The sequence below is a fragment of the Desulfosudis oleivorans Hxd3 genome (genome assembly GCF_000018405.1).
Taxonomy (GTDB): domain Bacteria; phylum Desulfobacterota; class Desulfobacteria; order Desulfobacterales; family Desulfosudaceae; genus Desulfosudis; species Desulfosudis oleivorans.
Genome location: NC_009943.1, coordinates 379,649 through 403,264, shown reverse-complemented (window position 1 = coordinate 403,264; position 23,616 = coordinate 379,649). Strand labels below are relative to the sequence as shown.

Genomic DNA, 23,616 nt, shown 5'->3' with positions numbered 1-23,616 from the left:
AAAGAACAGGAGCCCATTTATGCAGACGGAAAAGGACATTAAGACAGTGGCCGTCATCGGCGGCGGGGTCACCGGCATTGTGGCCGCCTACCTGATGGACAGAAAATACAAGGTCACCCTGTTTGAAAAAAATGACTACCTCGGTGGCCACACCAACACGCAGCTGGTGGCGGACGGATCGGGCAGCCAGGTGCCGGTGGACACGGGGTTTATCGTTTTCAACGACCGGACCTATCCCCACTTTACCACCTTTTTGAAGCAACTGAAGGTAGCGGCGGCCGATGCGCCCATGTCCTTCGGCTATTACAACAGGGCAAAGGACGTGCAGTTCTGCAGCCGTGTTCCGGGGGGGCTTTTTGCCGACCGGAAAAACCTTTTCCGGCCCTGGTACTGGCGCATGGTTGGAGAGATCCTCCGGTTCAACCGGCAGGCCCGGCGCGATCTTTACGGCGGCAGGCTGGGGGACATGACCCTGGGTGACTACCTTTCGGTCAACCGTTATTCTCCGGCCTTTCAGGACTACTACCTGCTGCCCATGGCCGGGGCCATCTGGTCCTCTCCGGCCGGTCATATCAACCGGTTTCCCTGTGAGTCCTTTTTTCGGTTTTACGACAACCATGGGCTGCTCAGTGCCACCGACCACCCCCAGTGGAAAACCATTTGCAATGGTTCCGTGCAGTATGTACGCGCGTTTGAAAAAGTTTTTACCGGCCAGGTGCGGCTCAACGCTTCTGTTCTGAACGTGGCCCGGACCGCCGAAGGCGTTATGGTCACCACGACGGACGGACCGCCGGCTGTTTTTGACGCGGCGATCATCGCGTCCCATGCCGATCAGGCGTTGGCCATGCTCGAAGACCCGGATGAGACGGAAAAGACGGTGCTGGGGGCCTGGACCTATTCCCGGAACACCACCGTGCTGCATGGCGACCGCTCCCTCATGCCGCCGTCGGTCAGGGCCTGGGCCGCCTGGAACTACATGGACGACGGAACTCCGGCATCCCGGGTGGCCCTCACCTATTACATGAACATGCTCCAGGGCCTGCCCGGCGGGAGAGACTTTTTTGTGACCCTTAACGCGCCCTGGCCCATAAAACCGGAGGCCATCACCTACCAGGTCCTTTACGAACACCCCATCTATGATACCGCGGCCCTTGTGTCCCAGAAACACCTGCCGTTGATACGGCCTGAGCGTAACACCTATTTCTGCGGCAGTTACTGCGGTTACGGGTTTCATGAGGATGGGACCCGGGCCGCGGTAACCGTGGCCCGCCACCTCGGAGTCGAGCTATGAACTCAAAAATCTTTTGCGTAGACCTTTACCACAGGCGCTACGAACCGGTTGCCCATGAGTTCCACTATCCGCTTTACATCTATGTGATCGATCTTGAAGAGCTGGCCGCCCTGGACCGGGAGGTGCCGCTTTTCGGATACAACCGGAAAGCGCTGGTATCGATCCACGACAGGGACTACCTTTCCGACGCGGCGGGCACCATCAAAGACAAGCTCTTTCGGCTGCTTGAACAGGAGGGGCTGCGCGAAACGGTTCACACCGTTTACCTGGTCACCGCGGCCCGGTATGCCGGTTATGTTTTCAACCCGGTGAGCTTTTATTACTGCCTGGGGGCGGACGACGCTGTTGCCTGCATCGTGGCGGAAGTGAACAACACCTTTGGCGAGCGCCATATCTATGTGCTCAAGGACCACCTCCCCGCCCCTGAGGGCTGGGCGGCGTCCTTTCGGACCACCAAGCGGTTTCATGTTTCTCCTTTTTTCCCGCGGCAGGGGGAATATGAGTTTTTCTTTTCCCCCATCGGCGAAACAATGGATATCCGCATCAATTATTACCGGGAGGGCCGGCCCCAGCTGAAAACCCGGCTGAAGGGGCACTGCCTGCCGCTGACCCGCCGGACCCTGGCCATGACAGTGGTCCGCCGTCCGATCCAGGCGGTCATGTCCATTCCCCGCATTTTCTATCAGGCGATCATTCTTCATTACAAAAAAGGGCTCCCCATTAACAGCAAGCCGGCGCCCATGGACCCGCGAACCATGGAAAAAGCCCCGTCGCCCGTTCTTCAGAGAATATACCGGTCAGCGGTGGGGGGCGTGTTGTCCACGCTGCGGCAGGGCAGCCTCACCCTGGTGCTGCCGGACGGCCGCCGGCAGGTTCATGGCCGGCTCGGAAAACAGCAGGAAGGCGTCATTGAAGTACACCATCACGCGTTTTTTAAAAAGTTGTTTTTCAGTGCCGACATTGGCCTGGGCGAAGCCTACATGGCCGGGGACTGGTCAAGCCCGGACCTGGCCGGCGCCATAAAAGTCCTGGCCTGCAACATCGAGGCCCTGGACCAGCGGACCAGCGTCCTGCCCGCTTTTACCAGGATCATCGACTTTGCCCGGCACCGCCGGCGGGCCAACACGGTGCCCGGTGCCCGGCAAAACATCGGGGCCCACTATGACACCAGCAACGCGTTTTTCAGCCTGGTCCTGGACCCTACGATGACCTATTCCTGCGGCCTATTTGAACGCCCGACAGATGATCTGCATCAGTCCCAGCTGAACAAAATTGCGCGTATCTGTGAAAAAGCCGGCATTCAGGCCACCGACCACGTGCTGGAGATCGGCACGGGGTGGGGCGGTTTTGCCGTTGAGGCGGTGCGGCAAACCGGGTGCGCCCTCACCACCACCACTATCTCCCAGGAACAGCATGACTATGTGACACGAATGGTTTCCCGGCTGGAAATGGAAGACCGCATTGAGGTGCTGCAGCAGGACTATCGGCACCTGCGGGGCCGCTTTGACAAAATTGTTTCCATTGAGATGCTGGAGGCGGTGGGCCACGAATATTACAGGGACTATTTTTCCATCTGCGCGTCCCTGCTGAAACCCGGTGGCCGAATGGTGGTTCAGGTGATCACCATTCCCCATAAGCGTTACCATGCCTATCGCCGGCGGGCGGACTGGATACAGAAGTACATTTTCCCCGGCGGCATGCTGCCTTCCCGGGAAATTCTGGAAGAGACCATCAATCGCTGGACATCCCTGCAGGTGGCCGAAGTGACGGCCCTCGGCTCCCATTACGTGCCCACGCTGGCCGCGTGGCGGAACAACCTGCTGGCCCGGCGGGCGCAAATCGAAAAGCTGGGGTTTGACGACCGGGCGTTTCGCATGTGGGAGTACTATTTTGCCTCCTGTGAGGCCGGGTTTTCAGCCGGTATTATTGACAATATACATATGGTTCTGGAAAAACCGGCCCCATAAACAGGAACGGTTCTGAAAAAGGAGCGGCGATGGATCGACGTCAGTTTTTAAAGCACCTGGCCCTGTGGTATGCCGGGATGGTGGCCACGGCGCCGGTGTTTCGCCTTCCGGCCGAGGCCCTGGCCCTGCCATCGGAAAAGCCGGAAATCGTGGTGGGCCGGGGCCAGGATTATCCGGCCCTGGTAAAGGCCGTGATCCGCCAGGCCGGGGGCATGGAGCGGTTTGTGAAAAAAGGCCACCGGGTGGTGATCAAGCCCAACATCGGATGGGACCGGACCCCTGAACAGGGGGCCAACACCCATCCCCTGGTGGTCCGGACCCTGGTGGAACTGGCCCTTGGCGCCGGTGCCGCGTCGGTGTCGGTGTTTGACCGCACCTGCAACGAGGAGCGGCGCTGCTACCAGAACAGCGGCATCAAACCGGTGCTGGACGCCATGGGCGATCGCCGGGTAAGATGCGAATTTATTGATGACCGCCGGTTTGTGCCGGTGACCATTGCCCGGGGCAAGGCACTCACCGAGTGGCCCTTCTATAAAGAGGCGCTGGCGGCGGACTGTTATATCAATGTACCGGTTGCCAAGCACCACGGCCTGACCGGCGTCACCCTGGGCCTGAAAAACATCATGGGCATCATCGGCGGCAGCCGGGGCCAGATTCACCACCGAATCGACCAGAACCTGGCCGACCTGAACTCGGTGCTGCGGCCGGACCTGACCGTTGTGGATGCCACCCGCATTCTGACAAAAAACGGGCCCCAGGGCGGCAGCCTGGAAGATGTGAGCATTCGCCACACGGTTTTTGTTTCCACCGATCCGGTGGCCGCCGACGCCTATGGCACGACCCTGTTCGACCTGGCGCCGGACGCCGTGGCCCCAACAGTAGCGGCCTACAAGATGGGTCTGGGTGAGATGGACATGGATAAATGTCGGATCATTGAAGTTTAGAGGACGGCTCCTCGACCCCTTGGATCCTTGGACCCTTCGTGCCACCCGAATTGAAGATGAAAAAAAACAGGACAACCCCGTGAACCAGAACCGCCTTTTCAAACGATTGCGCCAGGCATGCCAGCTGCTGTTTCTGGCCCTGTTCCTGGCCCTGTTCCGGCTTACGGATTACTCCGGCGCGGACACCATTCCCTATGCGGTCAACATCTTTTTTCGCTGGGACCCGCTGGTGGCGGCCTCGGTGATGCTGGCCGGTCGGGCCTTTATCTTTCTGCTGCTGCCCTCCCTGGCGGTGATCGGCCTGACCCTGGTGTTCGGCCGGGTTTTCTGCGGCTGGATCTGTCCCCTGGGTACCCTGATCGATGCCGGGGGCAAGGTCATTCAACCGGTCCGGCGGACGCCCCTGCGCTGGCGGGCCGCCAAGTACATGGTGCTGACAGCGGTCCTGGTGTCCGCGGCCTTTGGCGTGCAGTGGGTGGGGTTTGTGGACCCCTTTGCCCTGCTGGTGCGGGGCCTGACCATTGCCGTGGACCCCATGCTCAACGCCATGGTCGCGGCCGGTTTTGACGCCGTCTATTTTCACGGCCCCTCCTGGGCTGTTCCATCCAGCGAAGCGGTCTACGATGTTTTCAGGGATTTTATTCTGCCGTACAAGCAGTCCCGGTTCCTGCTGCCGTTTTTCACCTTTTTCATGCTGGCCGCCATTTTTGCCATGGAGCTGCTGGGCCGGCGGTTCTGGTGCCGCACCCTGTGTCCCCTGGGCGCCATGCTGGCCCTGGTGTCCCGGTTTTCTTTTTTTCGCCGAATCCCCCTTTCTTCCTGCAAGGGGTGTGATGCCTGCCGTCAGCAGTGCCGGATGGATGCCTTTACCGAAAACAGGGAAATGATGGCCGAAGAGTGCAGCCTCTGCATGGACTGCCTGGATTTCTGCCCGAGAACCATAACGACCTTCCGGTTTTCCCGGCCCGTCAATAAAACCGGTCCGGACCTGGGCCGCCGCCACTTACTGGCCGCCGGCCTGGCCGGCCTGGCCCTTCCCTTTTTATCCAGAATTGATGCCGCCGCATCGGCCCCGCTGCAACGGGTGATCCGTCCCCCCGGGGCCCTGGTCGAAGAAGATTTTTTGAAAACCTGTGTCCGTTGCGGGGAGTGTATGAAGGTGTGCATTCAAAACGCGTTGCAGCCGGTTTTTCTGGAGCAGGGGGTTGAGGCGATGTTTACCCCGAAACTGTTGCCCCGCCTTGGATACTGCGAGTTCAACTGCACCCTGTGCGGCCAGGTCTGCCCCACCGGGGCCATTTCCCGGCTGACCCTTGACGAAAAACACGCCTTTGTCATGGGCCGAGCCGTGATCGACAAAAACCGGTGCCTCCCCTTTGCCCGGTCCGTGCCCTGTATCGTGTGCGAGGAGCACTGCCCCACCCACGACAAGGCCATCCGGTTTGAGACGGTTCAGGCCGTTGACACCGGCGGGAACACCGTGACGCTCAAGCGGCCTTATGTGGTCGAAGCGTTATGCGTGGGCTGCGGCATCTGTGAAACCGTATGCCCGGTGGCCGGAAGGGCCGCGATTTACGTGGTGGCTGAAAAGCGGGGCTGGTGACGGACGGCTGGTGTTAAAAAAGATTTATCTCCGGTTTACAGGAAAATACGCTTTGAGATCAATACCGTAAAGACAATTCGATTTCGATCCCGATAGCGATTTCGACAAACAACCCGGGCGCTTACCAGACCAGGGGCCGGTATATCCATCCGGTATCGCCGTCGGCGTGTTTTATCTGAAGCCAGTCCCCGTCGTTTTTGATCACTTCAAAGGGAACCCCCTTTTCCGCCTCAAACACCACAGGGTGGTTTGTGCCGGGGCCGGATCGGACATTGACCCGTGTTTTTTTCACAATCACCGTGGAAGTGGCGGACACCAGCGCGCCATAAATCCATCCTTCATCACCTTCGTAATCCTTGAATTTCACCCACCCGTCCTTTTTTTCCACCACCACTACCGGGTAATTTTTTTCCGCCTGCCACGCCTTGTCATAACTGGTGCCCGGCCCGGTCCGAATGTTGGCCGTGGTGGCCGTCACCGAAAGCCGTTCCTGCGAGAAGGCCGGGGCCGCGACCAGCAGCGCGCAGATAAAAACCATGCAGAAGGACTGAAAAAGCCGAAGGTTTGTCATATATCTCTCCAGTTGCCGAATTTATGCTTCGTAAAATTTTCTTGCCGGCAGTTCGATGCAGGTGAGCTTGTATCCGTACACCGCACCGGTGTCCACGCCGATCTTATTATCCTTGACCACCACCTCGGGATAAGGCGTATGGCCGAAAATCACTATTTTTCCAAAATCATAAGAAGATTCAATAAACGGCTTTCGAATCCACAGTAAATCTTCGGGTTTCTGCTGCTCCAGGGGCACACCGTCCTTGAGTCCGGCATGGACAAAAATATAGTCATCGGTTTCGTAGTAGAGCTGCAGGGCGTTAAAAAAATTCAGGTGTTCCTTGGGCACCGAGATGTCGCCGTCTGGGCTCATGTAGCCTTTCAGTGTCTGTTCGCCGCCGTTAAACAGAAAACTGACCTCGTCCTCGCCGGAAAGATAGTTGAAAAACAGCTCTTCATGGTTGCCCTTGAGAAACACAATGCCGGGATGCTTTTTCCGCAATTCCGCCAGGTACGCCACCACTTCAAAAGATTCGTCCCCCCGGTCGATATAATCTCCCAGAAAGACCAGGGTGTCTTCTTTGTAATTAATGGGAATCCGGTCCATCAGTACGCGAAGCTTCTTATAGCATCCATGAATATCACCGACGGCAAAAATTTTTCCCATCCTGCAGGCGTCTTTCTTTTTCAGTATTTACGGGCCGTCACCGGCCTGATGGTTCCACCGCTCATTCGTTCCGGCACCGTTTATTGATTTTGCGTCAACCTTTACAGTGTAGCCCCACTTACCCCCAAAATCAACCGATGCCGATGATTTTCCCGGCGTTGAACACCACAAAGGAAGCGCACCAGGCCACCAGCGTGGTATAGGCCACGGTGAACATTGACCAGCGCCACGATGCCTCCCGGGAAATGCTGGTAACTGTTGCAATACAGGGGATATACAGCAGCACAAACACCATGAGCGACAGGGCCGAAAGCGGGGTCATGCCCGAGGCCCGCAGGGCCTTGCCCAGGGCACGGCCGTCCTGGTCGGCAACGGCATAAAGCACCCCCATGGTGCTGACAACGATCTCCTTGGCCACAAACCCGGTCAGCAGGGCCACGCTGCCCCGCCAGTCGATACCGATGGGCTCGAACACCGGTGCCACAAACCGGCCGATGCGGCCCATGTAAACCTGCTCGCTGCGCTCCCGGCTTCTGGCGTTCCTGATCGCGGTAATGGCGTTTTCTTTTTCCGCGCCAATGGCGGTCAGGGCCTGTGCATTCTCCGTGGCAGCGATCCGTTGGGTGTAGGCCGCTTCAACTTTCTGAAGCTGTGACTCATAATCCACCGAATAGGCGACGTTCCGGGGAAAGGCCGACAAGGCCCACACCACGATGGCGCCGACAAAAATGTAGGTCCCCATCTTCCTGATAAACATCCTGGCCCGGTCCCACATGTGAATCACCAGGCTTTTTGCCATGGGCATGCGGTAGGGCGGCAGCTCCATGACAAAGGGGGCATCGGCCCCTTTAAGCAGGGTGGAGCGGAAAAGCCTGCCCGTGAGCATGGCCACCACAATGCCCAGCAGGTAGATCATGAAAATAACGGTGCCCGCGTTTTTCGGGAAAAAGGTGCCGGCCAGGACAATATAGACCGGCAGCCGGGCCGAGCAGGACATGAAGGGCGTGATCAGAATGGTCAGGATTCGGTCCTTGCGGTTGTCCAGGGTACGGGTGGCCATGATGGCCGGCACGCTGCACCCGAACCCCATGAGCATGGGAATAAACGATTTTCCGTGAAGGCCGATCAGGTGCATGATCCGGTCCATAAGAAAGGCGGCCCGGGCCATGTACCCGGTGTCTTCAAACAAGGCGATGCAGAAAAACAGAATCAGGATGTTGGGCAGGAAAACGGCCACGCTGCCCACGCCGGCCAGCGCGCCGTCGATAATCAGGTCCTTTACCAGGCCATCGGCCAGCAGGCCGTCCACGCCGGCGGCCAGCAGGGCAAACCCGCTTTCGATCCAGGTCATGGGGTAGGCCCCCAGGGAAAAGGTGGCCTGAAACATCAGCCATATAAAAAAGATAAATATCGGAAATCCCAGGTACCGGTTGGTCAGTACCAGGTCAATGTTCCGGGAAATATCGGCCCGGGCCCTGGGGCTGACATGGACCACCTCTTTGATCAGGCCGGCGATAAACCCGTACCGCTCGTCGGTCATCACAATTTCCGGGTCGTCGTCAAAGATATCGGTCAGGTGGCTGCGGCAGGCGTCTACCGTGTCCAGGATCGACCGGCTTCGCTCTTCGTAAGCATTGACCAGCCGCTGCCGAACGATCTGGTCGTTTTCCAGCAGCTTGATGGCCATCCAGCGGCTGTTGTAGATGGGTGGGCCGGCCTGTTCGATTTTTTCCCGAATTCGGGAGATGGCCGCTTCCGCGTCCCGGTTGTATTTCACCCGCCGCTCCGGCACGGTGATCTTTCCCGACTCGGCCAGGTCGATGGCCAGGTCCAGAAGGGTCTCCACTCCGTCATTTTTATTACCCACGGTAAAGGCCACGGTCACGTCCAGAAGCCGGGAAAGCGTGTCCGCGTCAATGGTCATGCCCTTGGCCCGGGCCAGGTCGGCCATGTTTAAGGCAAAAAGAACCTTGCAGTCCAGCTCCCGCACCTGGGTGGCAAGATAGAGGCTGCGCTCCAGGTTGGAGGCGTCAATAATGGTGATGACCACGTCCGGCGCTTCGTCGATGATGAAGTCCCGGGCAACGATCTCTTCAATGGAAAAGGGAGTGAGGCTGTAGGTGCCGGGCAGATCCACAAGCTGAATCTCGTAACCCCGCCGGTAAATCAGGCCCTCTTTTTTTTCAACGGTGACACCGGACCAGTTGCCCACCTTCTGGCGGGTGCCGGTAAGGCTGTTGAAGATGGTGGTTTTGCCGGAGTTGGGATTGCCGGCCAGTGCTATGGTGAATCGCTTTTTTTCCATCACGGGCTACCCGTTGTCCGGTATTTTTTCCACGGTTATCAGGGCCGCCTCTTCCACGCGAAGCGATACATGGTAACCCTTGACCAGAATTTCAAGGGGGTCTTTGAGAGGCGCGTATTTTTCCACGTGCAGGTCCGTACCCTGCACGATGCCCATCTCCATGATGCGGCGGCGAAAAGGCCCCTGGCCTCCCACGCGAACCACCCGGGCCGACTCCCCTTCTTTCAATTGACTCAACAACACGCGTAAACCCCTTTTAAAACAGGATAAACAAAAAACGTCAACGGAAAAGCCTACCAGAAACGACCCGAAAGAACAAGTACAATAGCTGTCACTAGCTGTCGAAAAACCGATAAAAGCACGACGTGGCGGTAAAGGCGGAGAAAGAGAGCGGGTACTCTGGCGAACAGTGTCAGGCGGCAGGGTCGTCCGTGTGCCGGGCCATCACCTTGCCGGCAAGGCCCCGGCCGATGGCATACCGCTTGTTACCCGAGGCGATCACCACCTGGCCCCTTGGGTCGGAAGTGATCACCTCCACCGGGTCCCCCGTTTTCAGGCCCATGGACATCAGGCGCATGCGGGCGTTGGTGCCGCCGGTAAACTCCTCGATCACCAGGTGCTCGCCCTGCCTGGCCCGGGACAGGGGAATCACCCGAATGCGGTTTTTCAGGCAGTCCGCGCAGATGCCGTAGATGTCCATGCGGTGGCCCAGCATGTGAAATCCATGGGCCGCGGCCACCTCGGCCTGAATGGTTTCAAGGGCATCGTCCACGAATTCGATGATCTTGCCGCACTTTCGGCAGAGCATGTGATCGTGGTGATCACCGAGATGGCAGTGCTCGTATCGAATCTTGCCGTCGTCAAACCGCAGCTTCTTGGCAAACCCGAACTGGGTGAGCAGGCGCAGAGAGTCCCGCACAAAAGAGGGATCGAAATCAAAGCCGTGTTCCGTGAGCCGGTCGATCAGTTCATTGGCGGTGATGTGACCCTCGGTTTCAAGAAACACCTCCAGCACGGTCATCATCTCTTCGAACCGGTCCACACCTTCGTTGCGGAACAGCTTTTTAAACTGGGACTTTTCCCTGTCGTGAAGTTTTGTCATGGCACTCTTTTTCAGAGGAAACATTTAGGAACCATCAATCCGGGTTGTCGGCAGGGTTGCCGGTTTTATAAGCCAGGGCCGCCTTTATGAATTCCCGGAACAACGGGTGGGGGTCTTCCGGCCGGGACTTGAATTCCGGGTGGAACTGGCATCCCAGAAACCAGGGATGGTCCCCTGCCTCCACAATCTCCACCAGCTCGCCGTTCGGTGACGTGCCGCTGATGATCAGGCCCTTTTCCTGCAGCGTGGCCTTGTAGTCGTTGTTGAACTCGTACCGGTGACGATGGCGCTCGGAGATGGTCGTCCGTCCATAGGCGGTGTGGGCCAGAGAGTCGGGCGCAACGGCGCAGGTGTACGCGCCCAGGCGCATGGTGCCGCCCATGTCCGAATCCACGTCCCGCTTCTGGATCGTGTTGAGCCGCTCGTCAAACCATTCGCGCATCAGGTAGATCACCGGGTCCGGCGTGTTCTTGTCGAATTCGGTGCTGTGGGCTCCGGCCAGGCCCGCCACGTGGCGGGCAAACGTCACCACCGCGATCTGCATGCCCAGGCAGATGCCGAAATAGGGAACCTTCCGGGTCCGGGCGTATTCGCAGGCCGCGATTTTGCCCTCAATGCCGCGGGGGCCGAAACCGCCGGGCACCAGAATGCCGTGGGCGTCCTTGAGGACCTCGGCCACGTTTTCTTTTGTGATGGTCTCCGAGTCGATAAACTGGAGATTCACCCTGCTTTTGTTGGCAAACCCGCCGTGGTAGAGGGCCTCGTTTAAGCTCTTGTAAGACTCGGTGAGGTTGGTGTATTTGCCGACGATGGCGATGGTCACGTCGTGTTCCGGCGCCTTGATGGCACTCGACAGGTTTTCCCAGAAGTCCAGGCGGGGCGCCCGGGTCCATATATGCAGCAGCTCGACGATCTTGTCATCCAGCCCCTCCCGGTTGAAGTTCAGGGGCACTTCGTAGATGTTGTCCACGTCCTTGGCCGTGATCACCGCGTCCTTGCTCACATCACAGAAAAGGGCGATCTTGGCCTTAAGCTCGTCGGAAAGCAGGCCGCTGGTCCGGCACAACAGGATATCCGGCTGAATGCCGATGCTGCGCAGCTCCTTGACGCTGTGCTGGGTGGGCTTGGTCTTCACCTCCTTGGCCGTGGGGATGTAGGGCACCAGGGTCAGGTGAATGTAAAGCACGTTTTCCTTTCCCATGTCGGTGCGCATCTGGCGAATGGCCTCCAGAAAGGGCAGGCTCTCGATGTCGCCGATGGTGCCGCCGATCTCGGTGATGACGATGTCGGCGTCGTTTTCCACCATGCGGATGCTGCGCTTGATCTCGTCGGTGATATGGGGAATCACCTGAACGGTGCCGCCCAGGTAGTCGCCCCGGCGTTCCTTGGAAATGACCGAGTGGTAGATCTTGCCGGTGGTGAAGTTGTTGTTGCGGCCCATGACCGCGTGGGTAAACCGCTCATAGTGGCCCAGGTCCAGGTCGGTTTCGGTGCCGTCGTCGGTGACAAAGACCTCGCCGTGCTGAAAGGGGTTCATGGTGCCGGGGTCAACGTTGATGTAAGGGTCCAGCTTCTGAATGGTGACGGTAAGGCCCCGGCTCTCCAGAAGAGCGCCGATGGATGCCGATGCCAGGCCCTTTCCCAGCGATGATACCACGCCGCCCGTGACGAAGATGAATTTGGATTTTGACGTCATGCCCACCTCTGCGCGTTATTCATACAGTTTATTGAAATTGTCGATGGCCTGCTGAATCTCGTCGGTGCTGCTGTCCGGCGGCCGGCCTTCGGCCGCGTCCGCCGGCGGATACCGTCGCTGCAGCGCGGTGATGTCAAAAAGGCCGCTTTCAAAAACGCTTTTTTTTGTCACCGTGTGGCTGCAGATGGTCTGTATCAGGCGGTGGTTCCGGTATATCTCTATGTGCATGGGAAACCAAAAGGCCCCCTCCTTGTGCCACTGGGAATAGCGGGCCTCCACCTGGGTTCTTTCTCGGGAATCATTGATTATAAGGCGAAAGGGCAGAAAGGTCTCCTTGGCCACCCAGAGCTGGGATGCCGAGGCGTCGGGAAACCTTGCCCCCACCACGTAGGCCACGGTGCCGTCCAGCCGGCCCAGGGAAGAAACCGTTGTGTCGATGCCCATGCCCACCAGACGAGCCGCCAGAAGCTTGCGGTCCCGGCACAGCAGGGGTTCCCGGTATCGCATCAGGGGGCTTTGGGCGGTGGACACCACGTGGCCGTCCACAATGGTCAGCGCCGCCTCAGGCGTGGCCACATAGATCCGCTTTACTTTTTTGAAAACAGACTCAAACCGAAACCGGTCGGGCGGGTCATACCAGGCGGTTTCCGTGGCAGTCGCCTCATGAAGGGGCGGGCAGGCCGTATCGGCCACAGCCGTGGTGTGAACAACGGAAAATTTTCCCGTTCGGCCCAGGGTGCTTGTCATGCGATCGAGTATCAGTTCTCCGGGCGGCACATACCCGGCCGCCGGCAACACGCCCCACAGGCAGGTCCCCACCAGGATCAACAACATAAACGCCGGTTTGAATCTGGGTGTCATGCGCAGCGCACGCTATCGGACGACGGCTGTAAAGTCGTTGGAGAGCACCGCGCCGGCGCCCAGGGCCTCTTCGATGCGGATCAACTGGTTGTACTTGGCGATCCGGTCGGACCGGGACAGGGACCCGGTCTTGATCTGCCCGCCGTTGACCCCCACGGCCAGGTCGGCGATAAAAGCGTCTTCGGTTTCGCCGGACCGGTGGGAGATCACCGTGGTATAACCGGCCTGTTTGGCCATGTCGATGGCCTGGAGGGTCTCGGACACCGTGCCGATCTGGTTGAGCTTGATCAGGATGGAGTTGGCCAGTCCTTCCCGTATCCCCTTCTCAAAAATGGCGGGGTTGGTGACAAACACGTCGTCCCCAACGATCTGGGTGGTATTCCCCAGCCGGTCGGTCATCATGACCCAGTTGTCCCAGTCCTGCTCGGCCAGGCCGTCTTCAATGGACAGGATGGGATATTTGTCAATGAGGTTTTCGTAGTAGTCCACCATCTGTTTGGAAGAGAGTTTTTTGCCCTCGCCCTTGAGAACATACTTGCCCTTTTCGTAAAACTCGCTGGCCGCGGCATCCAGGGCGATGCCGACATCCCTGCCGGGCCTGTAGCCGGCCTTTTTGATGGCCTCCATAATGAACCCGATGGCCGCTTCGTTGGACTCCAGATCGGGGGCAAACCCGCCCTCGTCACCCACGGCCGTGGCAAACCCCTTGGCCTTGAGCAGTTTCTTTAAGGTGTGAAACACCTCGGCGCCCATGCGCACGCACTCGGCAATGGTTTTGCCGCCCACGGGAATGATCATGAACTCCTGAATGTCCAAGCTGTTGGCCGCGTGAGCCCCGCCGTTGACGATGTTCATCATGGGCATGGGCAGGTGCTTTGCGTGAATGCCGCCCAGGTACCGGTAAAGGGGCAGCTCATAGGCGTCGGCCGCGGCCCGGGCCACGGCCATGGAGACCCCCAGAATGGCGTTGGCCCCCAGCTTGGACTTGTTGGCTGTGCCGTCCAGGCCGATCATGGTGCTGTCCACCATGAACTGCTCGTCCGCCGGCATGCCGTACAGAACCGGTCCGATGAGGGTGTTGACATTTTCCACCGCCTTTTCAACGCCCTTGCCCAGGTACCGTTTTTTGCGCGTGTCGCGCAGCTCAAGGGCCTCCCGGGTGCCGGTGGAGGCCCCGGACGGCACCGCCGCCCTTCCGGTGGCGCCGCCGGAAAGGGTGACATCCACCTCAACGGTGGGGTTTCCCCGTGAATCCAGGATTTCTCTTGCCTGTACCTCTATGATTTCAATCATCTTTCTCCTCCATGGAAGGGGTTGGCGGCTGAAAGTCGCGTGCTGGAAAAATCAAGCCGATGCTACTATCAAAAGGCGCTTGTGTCAAGGCCGGAAGCGGCTTATAATTGCCTGAAAAAAGGGCGTGAAGAGCAGTTCACGCCCTGAATGAAGCCGGGTTTGAACAGGCCCGGCCCAAATGCCGGCAACAGACAGGAGGCCCGATGGAAGCTCTTTCGTTATATAAAAAAGCGCACCTGGTGGTGGCGGCAATCCGCGTTCTGACCTACCTGAACAACAAACCGCCGACGGCAGAGGATGTAGAGGGCCTGCTTGGCACATCTTCCGAGGAGGTGCTCCTGGTCTGCCGCAAGCTGGAAAAAAAGGGGATCGTGGAGGCGGTGGAGGGGGCCTACGGAGCCCGGCTCTTTGTGCTGGACCATACAGCGATTGAGGAGATTTCCAGAGATCTTCCCACCAGCGGCATGGAAGAGGAGATCGAAAAGTTTAAAAAAACCCAGCAGGAGCGGGACAAAAAGATAGAAGAGATCAAGGCCAAAGAAGAGGAACGCAAGCGAAAACTGTTTGAACAGCTCAACCAGGGGTTGAAGCAGGGAAAACCGGTATCGGAATAAAACAGCGGTGATTATGTAGGGGCAACCTGCGGTTGCCCATCAGTCGGGCGGCCGCCGGCCGCCCCTACCCTGCCCGGCATCCAGCTACAAGGCCTCCCCCTCTCCAGATCGGGATCGCTATCGCTATCGGGATCGGGATCGAATCACCGGCTGATCGCGTCCCGACGGCTCAACTTTCATTCATCATTGCGCCGCAGGCGAAGCCATCTTTACCATTAAAACCTATTTTTCTTCTCCTTTTTTCCGTGTACTTTTCTTGACGGCAAGAAAAGTACCAAAAGAACCGCGCCCTGCGGCTCGGCTGCGCCGCAACGGGCGGGGGGCATCATTGTGGAGACGGGCCGGGGGAAAACACCAGGGTTTGTAGTGTGCCCGTAAGGGCATTCGGCAGAACGGTTTCAAACGCCTGACGGCGTCACTACAAACAGGAAAACGTCATGAAAGTTTGTTGAAGCGTGGCCTGCCGTTTGAGTTGCCGCACCGGGGTGCGGCGCTCCCGGGTTTGCCCGGAAACAAAGCACGGGCAAGGCTGCCGCTCTGGCTCGTGCCACCCGTGGATTCGATTTCGATACCGATACCGATTTCGATGACAGGGATAAGGGATCGTGCCCTGCCGGTTCAGGAACGCCAATCCCACTTGATCCCTTGATCCCTTATTTTTGCTTTGCCTCCTCCTTCAGCACCCGGCGCAGGACCTTGCCCACCGGGGACGTGGGCAGGGCGTCCCGGAATTCAATGGCGCGGGGCCGCTTGTAGCCGGCCAGCTTCTCCTTGCAGAAGTCGAGAATCTCCTGCTCGGTGGCGGTCATGCCTTCCCGAAGCTGCACATAGGCCTTGACCGCTTCCCCGCTTCTGGGATCGGGCACGCCGACAACAGCGGCCTGGGCCACCTTGGGATGCTGGAACAGCACCTCCTCCACCTCCCGGGGATAGCAGTTGAACCCGCCCACCAGGATCAGGTCCTTTTTGCGATCCGTGATGAGAATGTACCCGTTCTCATCGATATGGCCGATGTCGCCGGTGAGAAAATAACGCTTTCCATCAATTTCACGGAATACCTCTTTGTCCGCGTCCGGCTTCTGCCAGTAGCCCTTCATCACCTGGGGACCGTTTACGGCGATCTCCCCGTCCTCACCCTGGGGCAATACGGTTATGCCGGTTTCAGAGTCCACGATCTTGATGTCGGTGTTGGAAACGGGAAAACCCACGGACCCGAACAGGCGAAGGTCCTTGTCGCTGGGATTGCCGGTGATCACCGGCGAAGTTTCGCTCAGCCCGTAGCCTTCAAAGATGATGGAGCCGGTCTTGGCCTCGAAGTTTTTGGCCAGTTCCACGGGAAGCGGGGCCCCGCCGGAGGCGCAGCAAATCAGGGAACTCAGGTCGTATTTGTCCAGAAGGGGATGATTTTCAAAAGCCGAAAAGATGGTGGGCACGCCCACGAGAATGGTAGGCCGGTAGGTCTGAACCAGCTTGAGCACCTCAGTAAAGGGCGGGTTGCCGGCCCGGGGATCGGGCACGCAGATCAGCCGGCTGCCGCTGGCGCAGGAGGTGAGCATGCACATGGTCATGCCGAAGCTGTGGTACCAGGGCAGGACCCCGATGTAGCAGTGAAACCCGCCTTTGCGAATCTTTTCCGGCGGGGCCCCGGGCTCCTGGGAGAGATAGACCCACTCGTCCATGGCCTTGACATCAAACACGAAGTTGGCATGGGTCAGGGCCGCGCCCTTGGGCACGCCGGTGGTGCCGCCGGTGTAGATGATCAGGGCCAGGTCCTCAGAGGGATTGATTTCAACATCCGGGGCCTGGGCCGGATAGGACGCCATGATCTCGTCGTACATCACGTGGCCGGGCTCGTGGCTTTCGGCCTTTGGAATCTTGTTGAGCAGGGCGCCCAGAATCCGCTTGACCGGCGGCAGAAAGGCCTTGACGTTACAGATGACCACGGTTTCAACACCGGTCTCCTGAATCGCCTGCACCGTGGTGGGGTAGAACTGGGGATGGTCCATGCAGAAGACCACCTTTGATCCCGAGTCCTTGAGCTGGTAATTGAGTTCCGACGGTGTATAGAGAGGGTTGCAGGTCACGCACACGGCCCCGGCCTTGAGAATGCCGAAGTAGATCTCCGGGTAATGCGGCAGGTTGGGCAGGAAAATGGCCACCCGGTCCCCTTTTTTGATGCCGCTGGCGGCCAGAAAATTGGCCACCCGGTCGGCGGCCTGCTTTACCTGGGCAAAGGTGCGGGTGCCGCCGTTAAAAATGGTATACACATTGTCGGGATAGTCACGGGCCGCATCATCAAGAAAGGAAAACAGAGGATGTTCAAAGTCCGCGATCTCCCGTGAAACGCCTTTGGGCCAGTTGGTGGTGGGCCAGGGTTGGATGCTCATGACGGACTCCTTTTCATGGGGGTTTAAAGCATGGCACATGCCGTCCGGATGGGGGGCGTGCCGGACAGTCCGCAACGCGCTGAAACGGTTGCGACAAAATTTATGTTATTGTAGTTATAAAGAGGTTTGTTTTCAAGTGGAATTGACAGGCGGCGGGCTCCTGAACGTTTGGTTTATGGGTTGAAATTGAATAGTATTCACCAGTGATTCAGTTTACTTTGGAATCATTGGTGTCCAAAATAGCTTCCAAAAGGACTTTTAGACTTTACAACCATCTGAATTTGCAAATTCTGAAAATAAGACTGAAAACCATGTTGCCTCTGGAGAAACAAATTTTTTTATACACCACGTTGGGGCATTAATGGCAGGCCCCGCCCATTGCAGCGCAGCCGAGCGCAAACGCTTTTTTCGGGGAAAAGCGGGCAGGCTGTTTGAGCACCGCGAAGCGGGCGAGTTCCTGCCCGCGCCGAAAAAAGCGTTTGCGCGAGGGACGCCGAAGGCCAAGCTGCGGGGCGCGGTTCTTTTGGTACTTTTCTTGCCGCCAAGAAAAGTACACGGATAAGCAGGATAAGAGAGATGCCCTTTAAGAGCACTGCCTAAAGACAATTCGATTCCGATACCGATACCGATAGCGATTTCGATTGGGATAAACAACCGGGAGACTGTCCTGCTATGATTAAAACGTTTTTGGACAATAATACTTTGGAACAACAAGAAAACAAACCCTTGGACCCTGTACATCCGCTAAAGCGGAGAATGTCCAGAAAGGAAAACAAAATGACGCAGCAGCGGTTCGGCAAACTGGTTTTTATTCCCGGCACCAACAGCGGCAAGTATCCCTTCTGCAACTCCCTGTATATCGATGACGAGATGCGGGGCATCATTGATCCGGCCTCGGACGCGGAGACATTAAAGGCCCTTGCCGCGGCCGGTCCCATGGACCTGCTGATCAACACCCACTACCATGAAGACCATTTTTCATTTAACTTTCTTTTCCCGGGCGCCTCCCTTTGCGTGCACGACAAAGACGCCGACTGCCTGGCCTCCATGGATGCTCTGCTGTCCGCCTACGGCATCAATGACCCGGACACAATCGCCCTGTGGCGGGATTTTCTGGTGGAAGGATTCAACTACCGGGAACGGACCCCGGACAGAAGATTAACGGACGGGGAGATTCTCGATTTCGGCAAAACCCGGCTTCAGGTGGTGCACACACCCGGCCACACGCCCGGCCACTGCAGCTTTTACTGCGAGCAGGAAGGGGTCCTGTTTCTGGGGGACCTGGACCTGACCCCTTTTGGCCCCTGGTACGGGGACGCGGTCTCCAGCATTCCGGACACCATTGCGTCGGTGCGCCGGCTCATGGAGATTCCGGCCCGGGTCTGGATCACCTCCCACAACATGGGGGTTCTTACCCAGGGGGTGGCCGAAGCCGCGGCCCGCTACCTCGCGGTGATCGACGAGCGGGAACAGAAGATCGTGGATTTTTTAAGCACGCCCCGAACCCTGAATGAAATCGCGGCCCAGTGGTTTGTCTACAAAAAACCCCGGGAGCCGGAAATGTTCTACGCGTTCGGCGAGCGGGGCATGGCGGCAAAACACCTGGAATACCTGATGGAAAAGGGAGACGTCACAAAAGAGGGGGGCCGGTACCGGCGGATGTGAATCCATTTTTCAAATCACTATCGGGATCGGGATCGGGATCGAAATTGATATACGTTGTCGATTTTTGAAATTCGATTGCGATACCGATACCGATATCGATCGGGATAAACGGACAAAAGATATCCCGCCATATTCCGCGGTCCCGTACTTTTTCGGTGAGCCACATGGGAGAGCGGGCTATTCTGACGGAAGGGCATCAAACACATCCTCCATGCCCGCGGCGGCCAGCTCTTCGGCGGTGAGCCATTTGGCGCCCTGTTTGAAAAACCCCACCACGTTGAGCAGGTTTTCGGAAAGGGGCTGCTGGGTCCGGTCAAAGCCGCCGGACCACACGCCGGTCCCCTGCTTTACATCCACCAGGTAAAGGGCAAAGGCCACAGAGGCGGGCCGGCTGGCCGACGCGGCATATCCCTCCCGTTCCCGGAACCGCCACACGGTTCCCGCCATCACGTAATCCACATTCAGGGCCGCGCCCACGCGCCGGGCCAGCAGGAGCAGGGTGTCCACGGCCGGGTCCTTGTCCATGGCGGCCCAGGTGTCGGCCGCCGTATGCATGGGCGTTACCGCCTCTCCCCACCGGTTCGCCGCCGCCTGCCAGGCCAGCCGGGTCAGAACACGGTTCGCGTCTTCCGGGAAATCTTCCTGCGTAACACAGAGATCCGATACCGGGCAGGTCAGGGTCAGGTCCAGAGGGGCCCCTGATTGAAGGGCATGTCGTCCTTTTATAAAAGGCATCACGCACAGGGTGGCGCCGGGCAGTTGAATCGCCGGGGATGGTTTGTGCCGGGGTCCGGCGGTAAAGCACCCGGCCAGTAAAAGCGCCATTGCCCATGCCAGGAGCACCTGCGCCGTTAATCGATTCATACCACACCTCCGTTGAATGAAAACCGCCGGCCTGCTGTCTTGCGCACGGCCGGGCGTTGGGCGCCCGGCCTGTGGCGGCATTGGCCCGGATATTTCACGGGTTGATTTTCATACATCGCCCGCGGCGGCACAAGGCGAAAAAGCGGAAAAACCGATAATTTTTTTCGCGGAATAAACCACCAGATATGGTGATTATGCATAATTATGCAACAATATGCATTAATTTAATAAAAAATATACATAATTTTCTTGACTCCGCTATAATGAATCATGATTAATGTTAATTAAAATTAATTATCAAAAATTATCATACGCTTTATTGCGGTTTCAGCCGCCATGTCAACTCTTGAAAATCAGGGACAGCTAATGGGCAAGACAAAAAATCGTTTGAACAAGATACGAGAGTCACTCCTGTTGAGCAAATCCGAGCTTGCCAGAAAGGCCAATGTGTCGCCGATCACCATCGCGCGAATTGAAGCGGGGATGCCCTGCCGTATGGAGACGCAACGCAAGATACTCAAGGCCCTCGGATTTGAACTTTCCGAACGAAACAAGGTTTTTGACTAGGAGAAGAATATGCTTTTCGGAAAAAAGGATCATCTGGTGGGGCTTGACATCGGCTCCAGCGTGGTCAAGGTCGCGGAGGTGGCCGTCTCCTCCTCTGGTCGAAGCCTGCTGCGGTTCGGCACCCTGGAAATGCCGGCAGGCGCCATTGTGGAGGAGGGCATCAAGGATCCGGAGGTGGTGGCCGCCACCATAAAAGAGCTTTTTTCACTCTATAATATAAAGGAAGACCGGGTGGCGATCTCCATCGGCGGATACTCGGTAATTGTCAAAAAGATCAACGTGCAGAGCATGAGTGAAGAGCAGCTTCAGGAAGTGATCGCCGTTGAGGCGGAGCAGTATATCCCTTTTGACATCAACAACGTGAATTTGGATTTCCAGATTCTGGGCGACAATGACCAGAACCCCAACCAGATCGATGTGATGCTGGTGGCGGCCAAAAAAGAGACGGTCAACGATTACCTTAACGTCATCGATATCGCCGGGTTGACGCCGGTGATCATTGATGTGGACGCCTTTGCCCTTCAAAACATTTACGAAGTCAACTATGAGGCCGAGGAGAACTGCGTTGCCCTCATCGACATCGGGGCCAACAAGACGTCACTCAATATTCTGAAGGGCAGCAAATCGGTATTCATGCGGGATGTCTCCTTTGGGTGCAATCAGATCAATCATCATATCGCCACCAAAATCAACTGCAGCCTGGAAGAAGCAGAAGAGCTGAAGCTCAGCGACAAGCAGGAGCGCATCTCAACCGACGAGCTTAACAGCATCATCTCTTCGGTGGTGTCCGACTGGACCACCGAAATCCGGCGGGCCCTGGATTTCTTTTATTCCACCTACTCCAACGATCATCTCAAGTGTATATATTTAAGCGGCGGCGGATCCAACATCCCCGAATTCAGGCAAATGCTGGCGTCCCAAACCTCCTCGGAGCTGGAAATACTTAATCCTTTCAGCAACTTCGACGTCAAGGACGACCGGCTGGATTCGGCTTACCTGAAACAAATCGCACCCCAGGCAGCCATCTGCATGGGGATTGCCATCAGACGGGTGGATGACAAATGATAAAAATCAACTTACTCCCCTATCGGGCGGCCCGGCGGAAAGAGAATATTCGAAGACAGATCTCGGTATTTCTGCTGTTTTTTATTTTCGTGGCCATGGGATTGACGTATTATCATATTGTGCTTTCCGGTAAGGTATCTGCCGCCAAAGATCGGCTGCAAAGAACCCAGTCGGAACTCAAGAGCTATCAGGCCAAGGTGAAAGAGGTCGATGAGCTGAAGGCCAAACTGGCCACACTGGACAAGAAGCTTGACGTGATGGCCAGGCTCAACCTCGACCGGAAGGCGCCGGTGCTCCTGCTTCGTGAGATCGCGGAACTGACGGTAAAGGGGAGAATGTGGATCACCCGTCTGGAAGAAAGCGGCAACACAGTTTTCGTGTCAGGCATTGCCATGGACAACAAGACCGTGGCCACCTTCATGACCCGCATCGAGGAATCGTCTTTGTTTTCAGGGGTGGACCTGAGCAATCTTGTGCATGAGGAGCGATCGGGGCTGAAACTGAAGCGGTTTGAACTCAGGTGCTCAAAAGCGGCATAGGGTAAAAAATTATGAAAAATCGTTTTGAAAAATACTCGGAGTCCATGAAGCCGGTATTCGAGGCCGTTTCGAGCCTCACCATGATCCAGCGCATTCTTATCGTGGTGGTGGTCTTTGCCCTGTTGATCGGCAGTTTCGTGTTTTTCTCTTACATGCCCAAGTACAAAGACATCGCCAAAATAGACAAGCAGTATGAAACGGTGGCAAAAGAGCTGAACGTTGCCAAACAGAAGGCTGCCCAGCTTGGGGCACTTCAGGAAGAGTGGGCCGAAAAGGAAGAGAAATTCAAACTGGTCATGGCGGCGCTTCCGGACAAAAAGGAGATCCCCTCTCTGCTGTCCGAAATCTCCAGAGCCGGTAACAGCGCTGGACTGGAGTTCACCCGGTTTGTTCCCCAGCAGGAAAGTATCCGGGATTTTTACGCCGAGATTCCCGTGGCCATCAGCATCACCGGCCCCTACCACAGCATCTCCCTGTTTTTTGAAAAAATCGCCGAAATGTCACGCATCGTGAATGTGCGGGGCATAAACATAAGTGCCAGTAAAAACGCCGAGGACACGCTTTCCACGCAGTGCACCACGGTGACGTACCGATTTCTGTCACCGGCAGAACAGGCAAAAACACAACCCAAAGGTAAAAAAAGATGATGCGCGTGCGTAAAAACCTTATTATCTGTTTAGTGTGTGTCTGCCTGGCGGCGGGTGTGGGATGCAAGAAGGGGGCTGACAACCCCCCGGAGCAAGCCGAGCCTGCGCGGCAGACCATTTCCATGGAACAGCCGGCGCCGGCCCCCCCGGCGGAACAACCGACAGCGCCTGAGGTGATGGTTGTTGAAGAGGAGGCTCCGGGACCAATGGTGGTGACAGGCACGCCGCAGGTTCCGGCCGAAACAACGCCCCCGGCATCCGGACCGGCAACAGAAACAGAACCGGTGGCAAAAAAGGCGGCCGAAGGGCCTTCGGCCGAGGAGCAGCAGGCACCGTCCGATATGCCGCCCACACCTGCTGAGGAGCCGCCGGCCCCACCGGTGGAAGCCGTTTCCGATTCCCCGGCGCTGACGGATACAGCCGATCCGGAAGAAACGGATATCGCCCTGCCGACATCGGAAGTGGAAGCAGGCGCGGGAACAGTGGATGGCACTGCCATGGAAACAACGGATGAAATGGAAGAAGCGCCTGCTGACGACGTTGCGTCTGAAATCAAAATCGTGATCGACCTGATGGGAGAAGAGGACCTTGATGCTGAAGAAGCCGCCAAGACAACGGCCGAGAACCAGGCGCTGGCCATGTTCAGCCCGTTTACTCCCCTTTTCCAGAAAGACGCAAGCGAAGATGACATGTTTCTGGAACAGGACTCCCAGCGGAAACGGGCCTTTTTAACCCCCCTGGAGCGAATCAGCCTGGGCCAGTTACAACTGTCCGGCATCATCCGGGCCGCCAGCGGCAACCGGGCCATTGTGACCGACGCCACAGGCAAGGGATATGTGGTCAAAAAAGGTACCTACATCGGGCTGAATTCCGGCCAGGTGGAAGAGATTGTGGATGATCGCGTGATTGTTGTAGAGATGGTCGGCGGACGCAGGGCCGTAACCGAATTGAAACTTCAGAAACCAGCTGGAGAATAGAATATGCACA

At 57.4% G+C, this 23,616-nt stretch carries 22 protein-coding genes; 11 read left to right on the top strand and 11 right to left on the bottom strand.

Annotated features, from left to right (window positions below; all coding sequences use genetic code 11):
* Positions 1–19 precede the first annotated feature (19 nt).
* The 4 genes from DOLE_RS01765 to DOLE_RS01750 all read left to right on the top strand — a co-directional run bounded on the left by DOLE_RS01765 (position 20) and on the right by DOLE_RS01750 (position 5,805).
* A complete protein-coding gene (locus DOLE_RS01765) occupies positions 20–1,291 on the top strand; it encodes an NAD(P)/FAD-dependent oxidoreductase (RefSeq protein WP_012173779.1) in 1,272 nt (423 codons plus the stop codon).
* The gene (locus tag DOLE_RS01760) at positions 1,288–3,258 is read left to right on the top strand and encodes a DUF1365 family protein (RefSeq protein ID WP_012173778.1); all 1,971 of its coding nucleotides are present in this window, start codon (positions 1,288–1,290) and stop codon (positions 3,256–3,258) included. The genes DOLE_RS01765 and DOLE_RS01760 overlap by 4 nt, the downstream gene beginning before the upstream one ends.
* Positions 3,259–3,287: 29 nt before the next feature.
* Positions 3,288–4,202: a DUF362 domain-containing protein gene (locus tag DOLE_RS01755; protein WP_012173777.1), complete on the top strand. Its 915-nt coding sequence runs from the start codon at positions 3,288–3,290 to the stop codon at positions 4,200–4,202.
* A gap of 79 nt (positions 4,203–4,281) precedes the next feature.
* Positions 4,282–5,805 (top strand): 4Fe-4S binding protein, encoded by a 1,524-nt coding sequence (locus tag DOLE_RS01750; RefSeq protein WP_012173776.1) that lies wholly within the window; start codon positions 4,282–4,284, stop codon positions 5,803–5,805.
* Between the two features lie 121 nt (positions 5,806–5,926).
* Here DOLE_RS01750 and DOLE_RS01745 read toward each other — a convergent pair whose 3' ends face one another.
* The 8 genes from DOLE_RS01745 to eno all read right to left on the bottom strand — a co-directional run bounded on the left by DOLE_RS01745 (position 5,927) and on the right by eno (position 14,281).
* On the bottom strand, positions 5,927–6,376 hold the full coding sequence (locus DOLE_RS01745; RefSeq protein WP_012173775.1) for an SH3 domain-containing protein: 450 nt from the start codon (positions 6,374–6,376) through the stop codon (positions 5,927–5,929).
* Between the two features lie 21 nt (positions 6,377–6,397).
* Positions 6,398–7,024, bottom strand: a complete 627-nt coding sequence (locus DOLE_RS01740) for a metallophosphoesterase family protein (RefSeq protein ID WP_012173774.1) — start codon at positions 7,022–7,024, stop codon at positions 6,398–6,400.
* Positions 7,025–7,154: 130 nt separating this feature from the next.
* Positions 7,155–9,329 (bottom strand): ferrous iron transport protein B, encoded by a 2,175-nt coding sequence (feoB, locus tag DOLE_RS01735; RefSeq protein ID WP_012173773.1) that lies wholly within the window; start codon positions 9,327–9,329, stop codon positions 7,155–7,157.
* Between the two features lie 6 nt (positions 9,330–9,335).
* Entirely contained in the window at positions 9,336–9,572 is a 237-nt protein-coding gene (locus tag DOLE_RS01730; protein WP_012173772.1) for a FeoA family protein, read from the bottom strand.
* Between the two features lie 169 nt (positions 9,573–9,741).
* Positions 9,742–10,431: a transcriptional repressor gene (locus DOLE_RS01725; protein ID WP_041280726.1), complete on the bottom strand. Its 690-nt coding sequence runs from the start codon at positions 10,429–10,431 to the stop codon at positions 9,742–9,744.
* A 34-nt stretch (positions 10,432–10,465) separates the two neighbouring features.
* Positions 10,466–12,127 (bottom strand): CTP synthase, encoded by a 1,662-nt coding sequence (locus DOLE_RS01720; protein WP_012173770.1) that lies wholly within the window; start codon positions 12,125–12,127, stop codon positions 10,466–10,468.
* 15 nt (positions 12,128–12,142) lie between these two features.
* Positions 12,143–12,988, bottom strand: coding sequence for a hypothetical protein (locus DOLE_RS01715; protein WP_012173769.1), 846 nt, complete (start codon positions 12,986–12,988; stop codon positions 12,143–12,145).
* A 12-nt stretch (positions 12,989–13,000) separates the two neighbouring features.
* Positions 13,001–14,281: a phosphopyruvate hydratase gene (gene eno, locus DOLE_RS01710; protein WP_012173768.1), complete on the bottom strand. Its 1,281-nt coding sequence runs from the start codon at positions 14,279–14,281 to the stop codon at positions 13,001–13,003.
* Between the two features lie 203 nt (positions 14,282–14,484).
* Here eno and DOLE_RS01705 point away from each other — a divergent pair, with 203 nt between their 5' ends.
* A complete protein-coding gene (locus tag DOLE_RS01705; RefSeq protein ID WP_012173767.1) occupies positions 14,485–14,895 on the top strand; it encodes a hypothetical protein in 411 nt (136 codons plus the stop codon).
* A 653-nt stretch (positions 14,896–15,548) separates the two neighbouring features.
* Here DOLE_RS01705 and DOLE_RS01700 read toward each other — a convergent pair.
* Both DOLE_RS01700 and DOLE_RS18370 read right to left on the bottom strand, forming a co-directional pair.
* Positions 15,549–17,282: a long-chain-fatty-acid--CoA ligase gene (locus DOLE_RS01700; protein WP_012173766.1), complete on the bottom strand. Its 1,734-nt coding sequence runs from the start codon at positions 17,280–17,282 to the stop codon at positions 15,549–15,551.
* Between the two features lie 258 nt (positions 17,283–17,540).
* Complete coding sequence (locus DOLE_RS18370; protein WP_167320829.1) at positions 17,541–17,936, bottom strand: hypothetical protein; 396 nt, start codon at positions 17,934–17,936, stop codon at positions 17,541–17,543.
* A gap of 123 nt (positions 17,937–18,059) precedes the next feature.
* Here DOLE_RS18370 and DOLE_RS01695 point away from each other — a divergent pair, with 123 nt between their 5' ends.
* Positions 18,060–18,947 (top strand): MBL fold metallo-hydrolase, encoded by an 888-nt coding sequence (locus DOLE_RS01695; RefSeq protein ID WP_041280294.1) that lies wholly within the window; start codon positions 18,060–18,062, stop codon positions 18,945–18,947.
* 177 nt (positions 18,948–19,124) lie between these two features.
* Here the strand turns inward: DOLE_RS01695 and DOLE_RS16940 are convergent, their stop codons facing one another.
* Positions 19,125–19,811: a hypothetical protein gene (locus tag DOLE_RS16940; RefSeq protein ID WP_012173764.1), complete on the bottom strand. Its 687-nt coding sequence runs from the start codon at positions 19,809–19,811 to the stop codon at positions 19,125–19,127.
* Positions 19,812–20,177: 366 nt separating this feature from the next.
* On the opposite strand from DOLE_RS16940, the gene DOLE_RS01685 reads away from it, so the two are divergent.
* Genes DOLE_RS01685 through DOLE_RS01665 form a run of 5 tightly spaced genes read left to right on the top strand, consistent with a single transcriptional unit; the run spans position 20,178 to position 23,606 of the window.
* Complete coding sequence (locus tag DOLE_RS01685; protein WP_041280293.1) at positions 20,178–20,378, top strand: helix-turn-helix transcriptional regulator; 201 nt, start codon at positions 20,178–20,180, stop codon at positions 20,376–20,378.
* Positions 20,379–20,387: 9 nt separating this feature from the next.
* Positions 20,388–21,443 (top strand): type IV pilus biogenesis protein PilM, encoded by a 1,056-nt coding sequence (gene pilM, locus DOLE_RS01680; protein WP_012173762.1) that lies wholly within the window; start codon positions 20,388–20,390, stop codon positions 21,441–21,443.
* Positions 21,440–21,982, top strand: coding sequence for a PilN domain-containing protein (locus DOLE_RS01675; RefSeq protein ID WP_012173761.1), 543 nt, complete (start codon positions 21,440–21,442; stop codon positions 21,980–21,982). The genes pilM and DOLE_RS01675 overlap by 4 nt, the downstream gene beginning before the upstream one ends.
* Positions 21,983–21,993: 11 nt before the next feature.
* The gene (locus DOLE_RS01670; protein WP_012173760.1) at positions 21,994–22,629 is read left to right on the top strand and encodes a type IV pilus inner membrane component PilO; all 636 of its coding nucleotides are present in this window, start codon (positions 21,994–21,996) and stop codon (positions 22,627–22,629) included.
* Positions 22,630–22,634: 5 nt separating this feature from the next.
* On the top strand, positions 22,635–23,606 hold the full coding sequence (locus tag DOLE_RS01665) for a pilus assembly protein PilP (protein ID WP_167320828.1): 972 nt from the start codon (positions 22,635–22,637) through the stop codon (positions 23,604–23,606).
* The last annotated feature ends 10 nt before the right edge of the window (positions 23,607–23,616 follow it).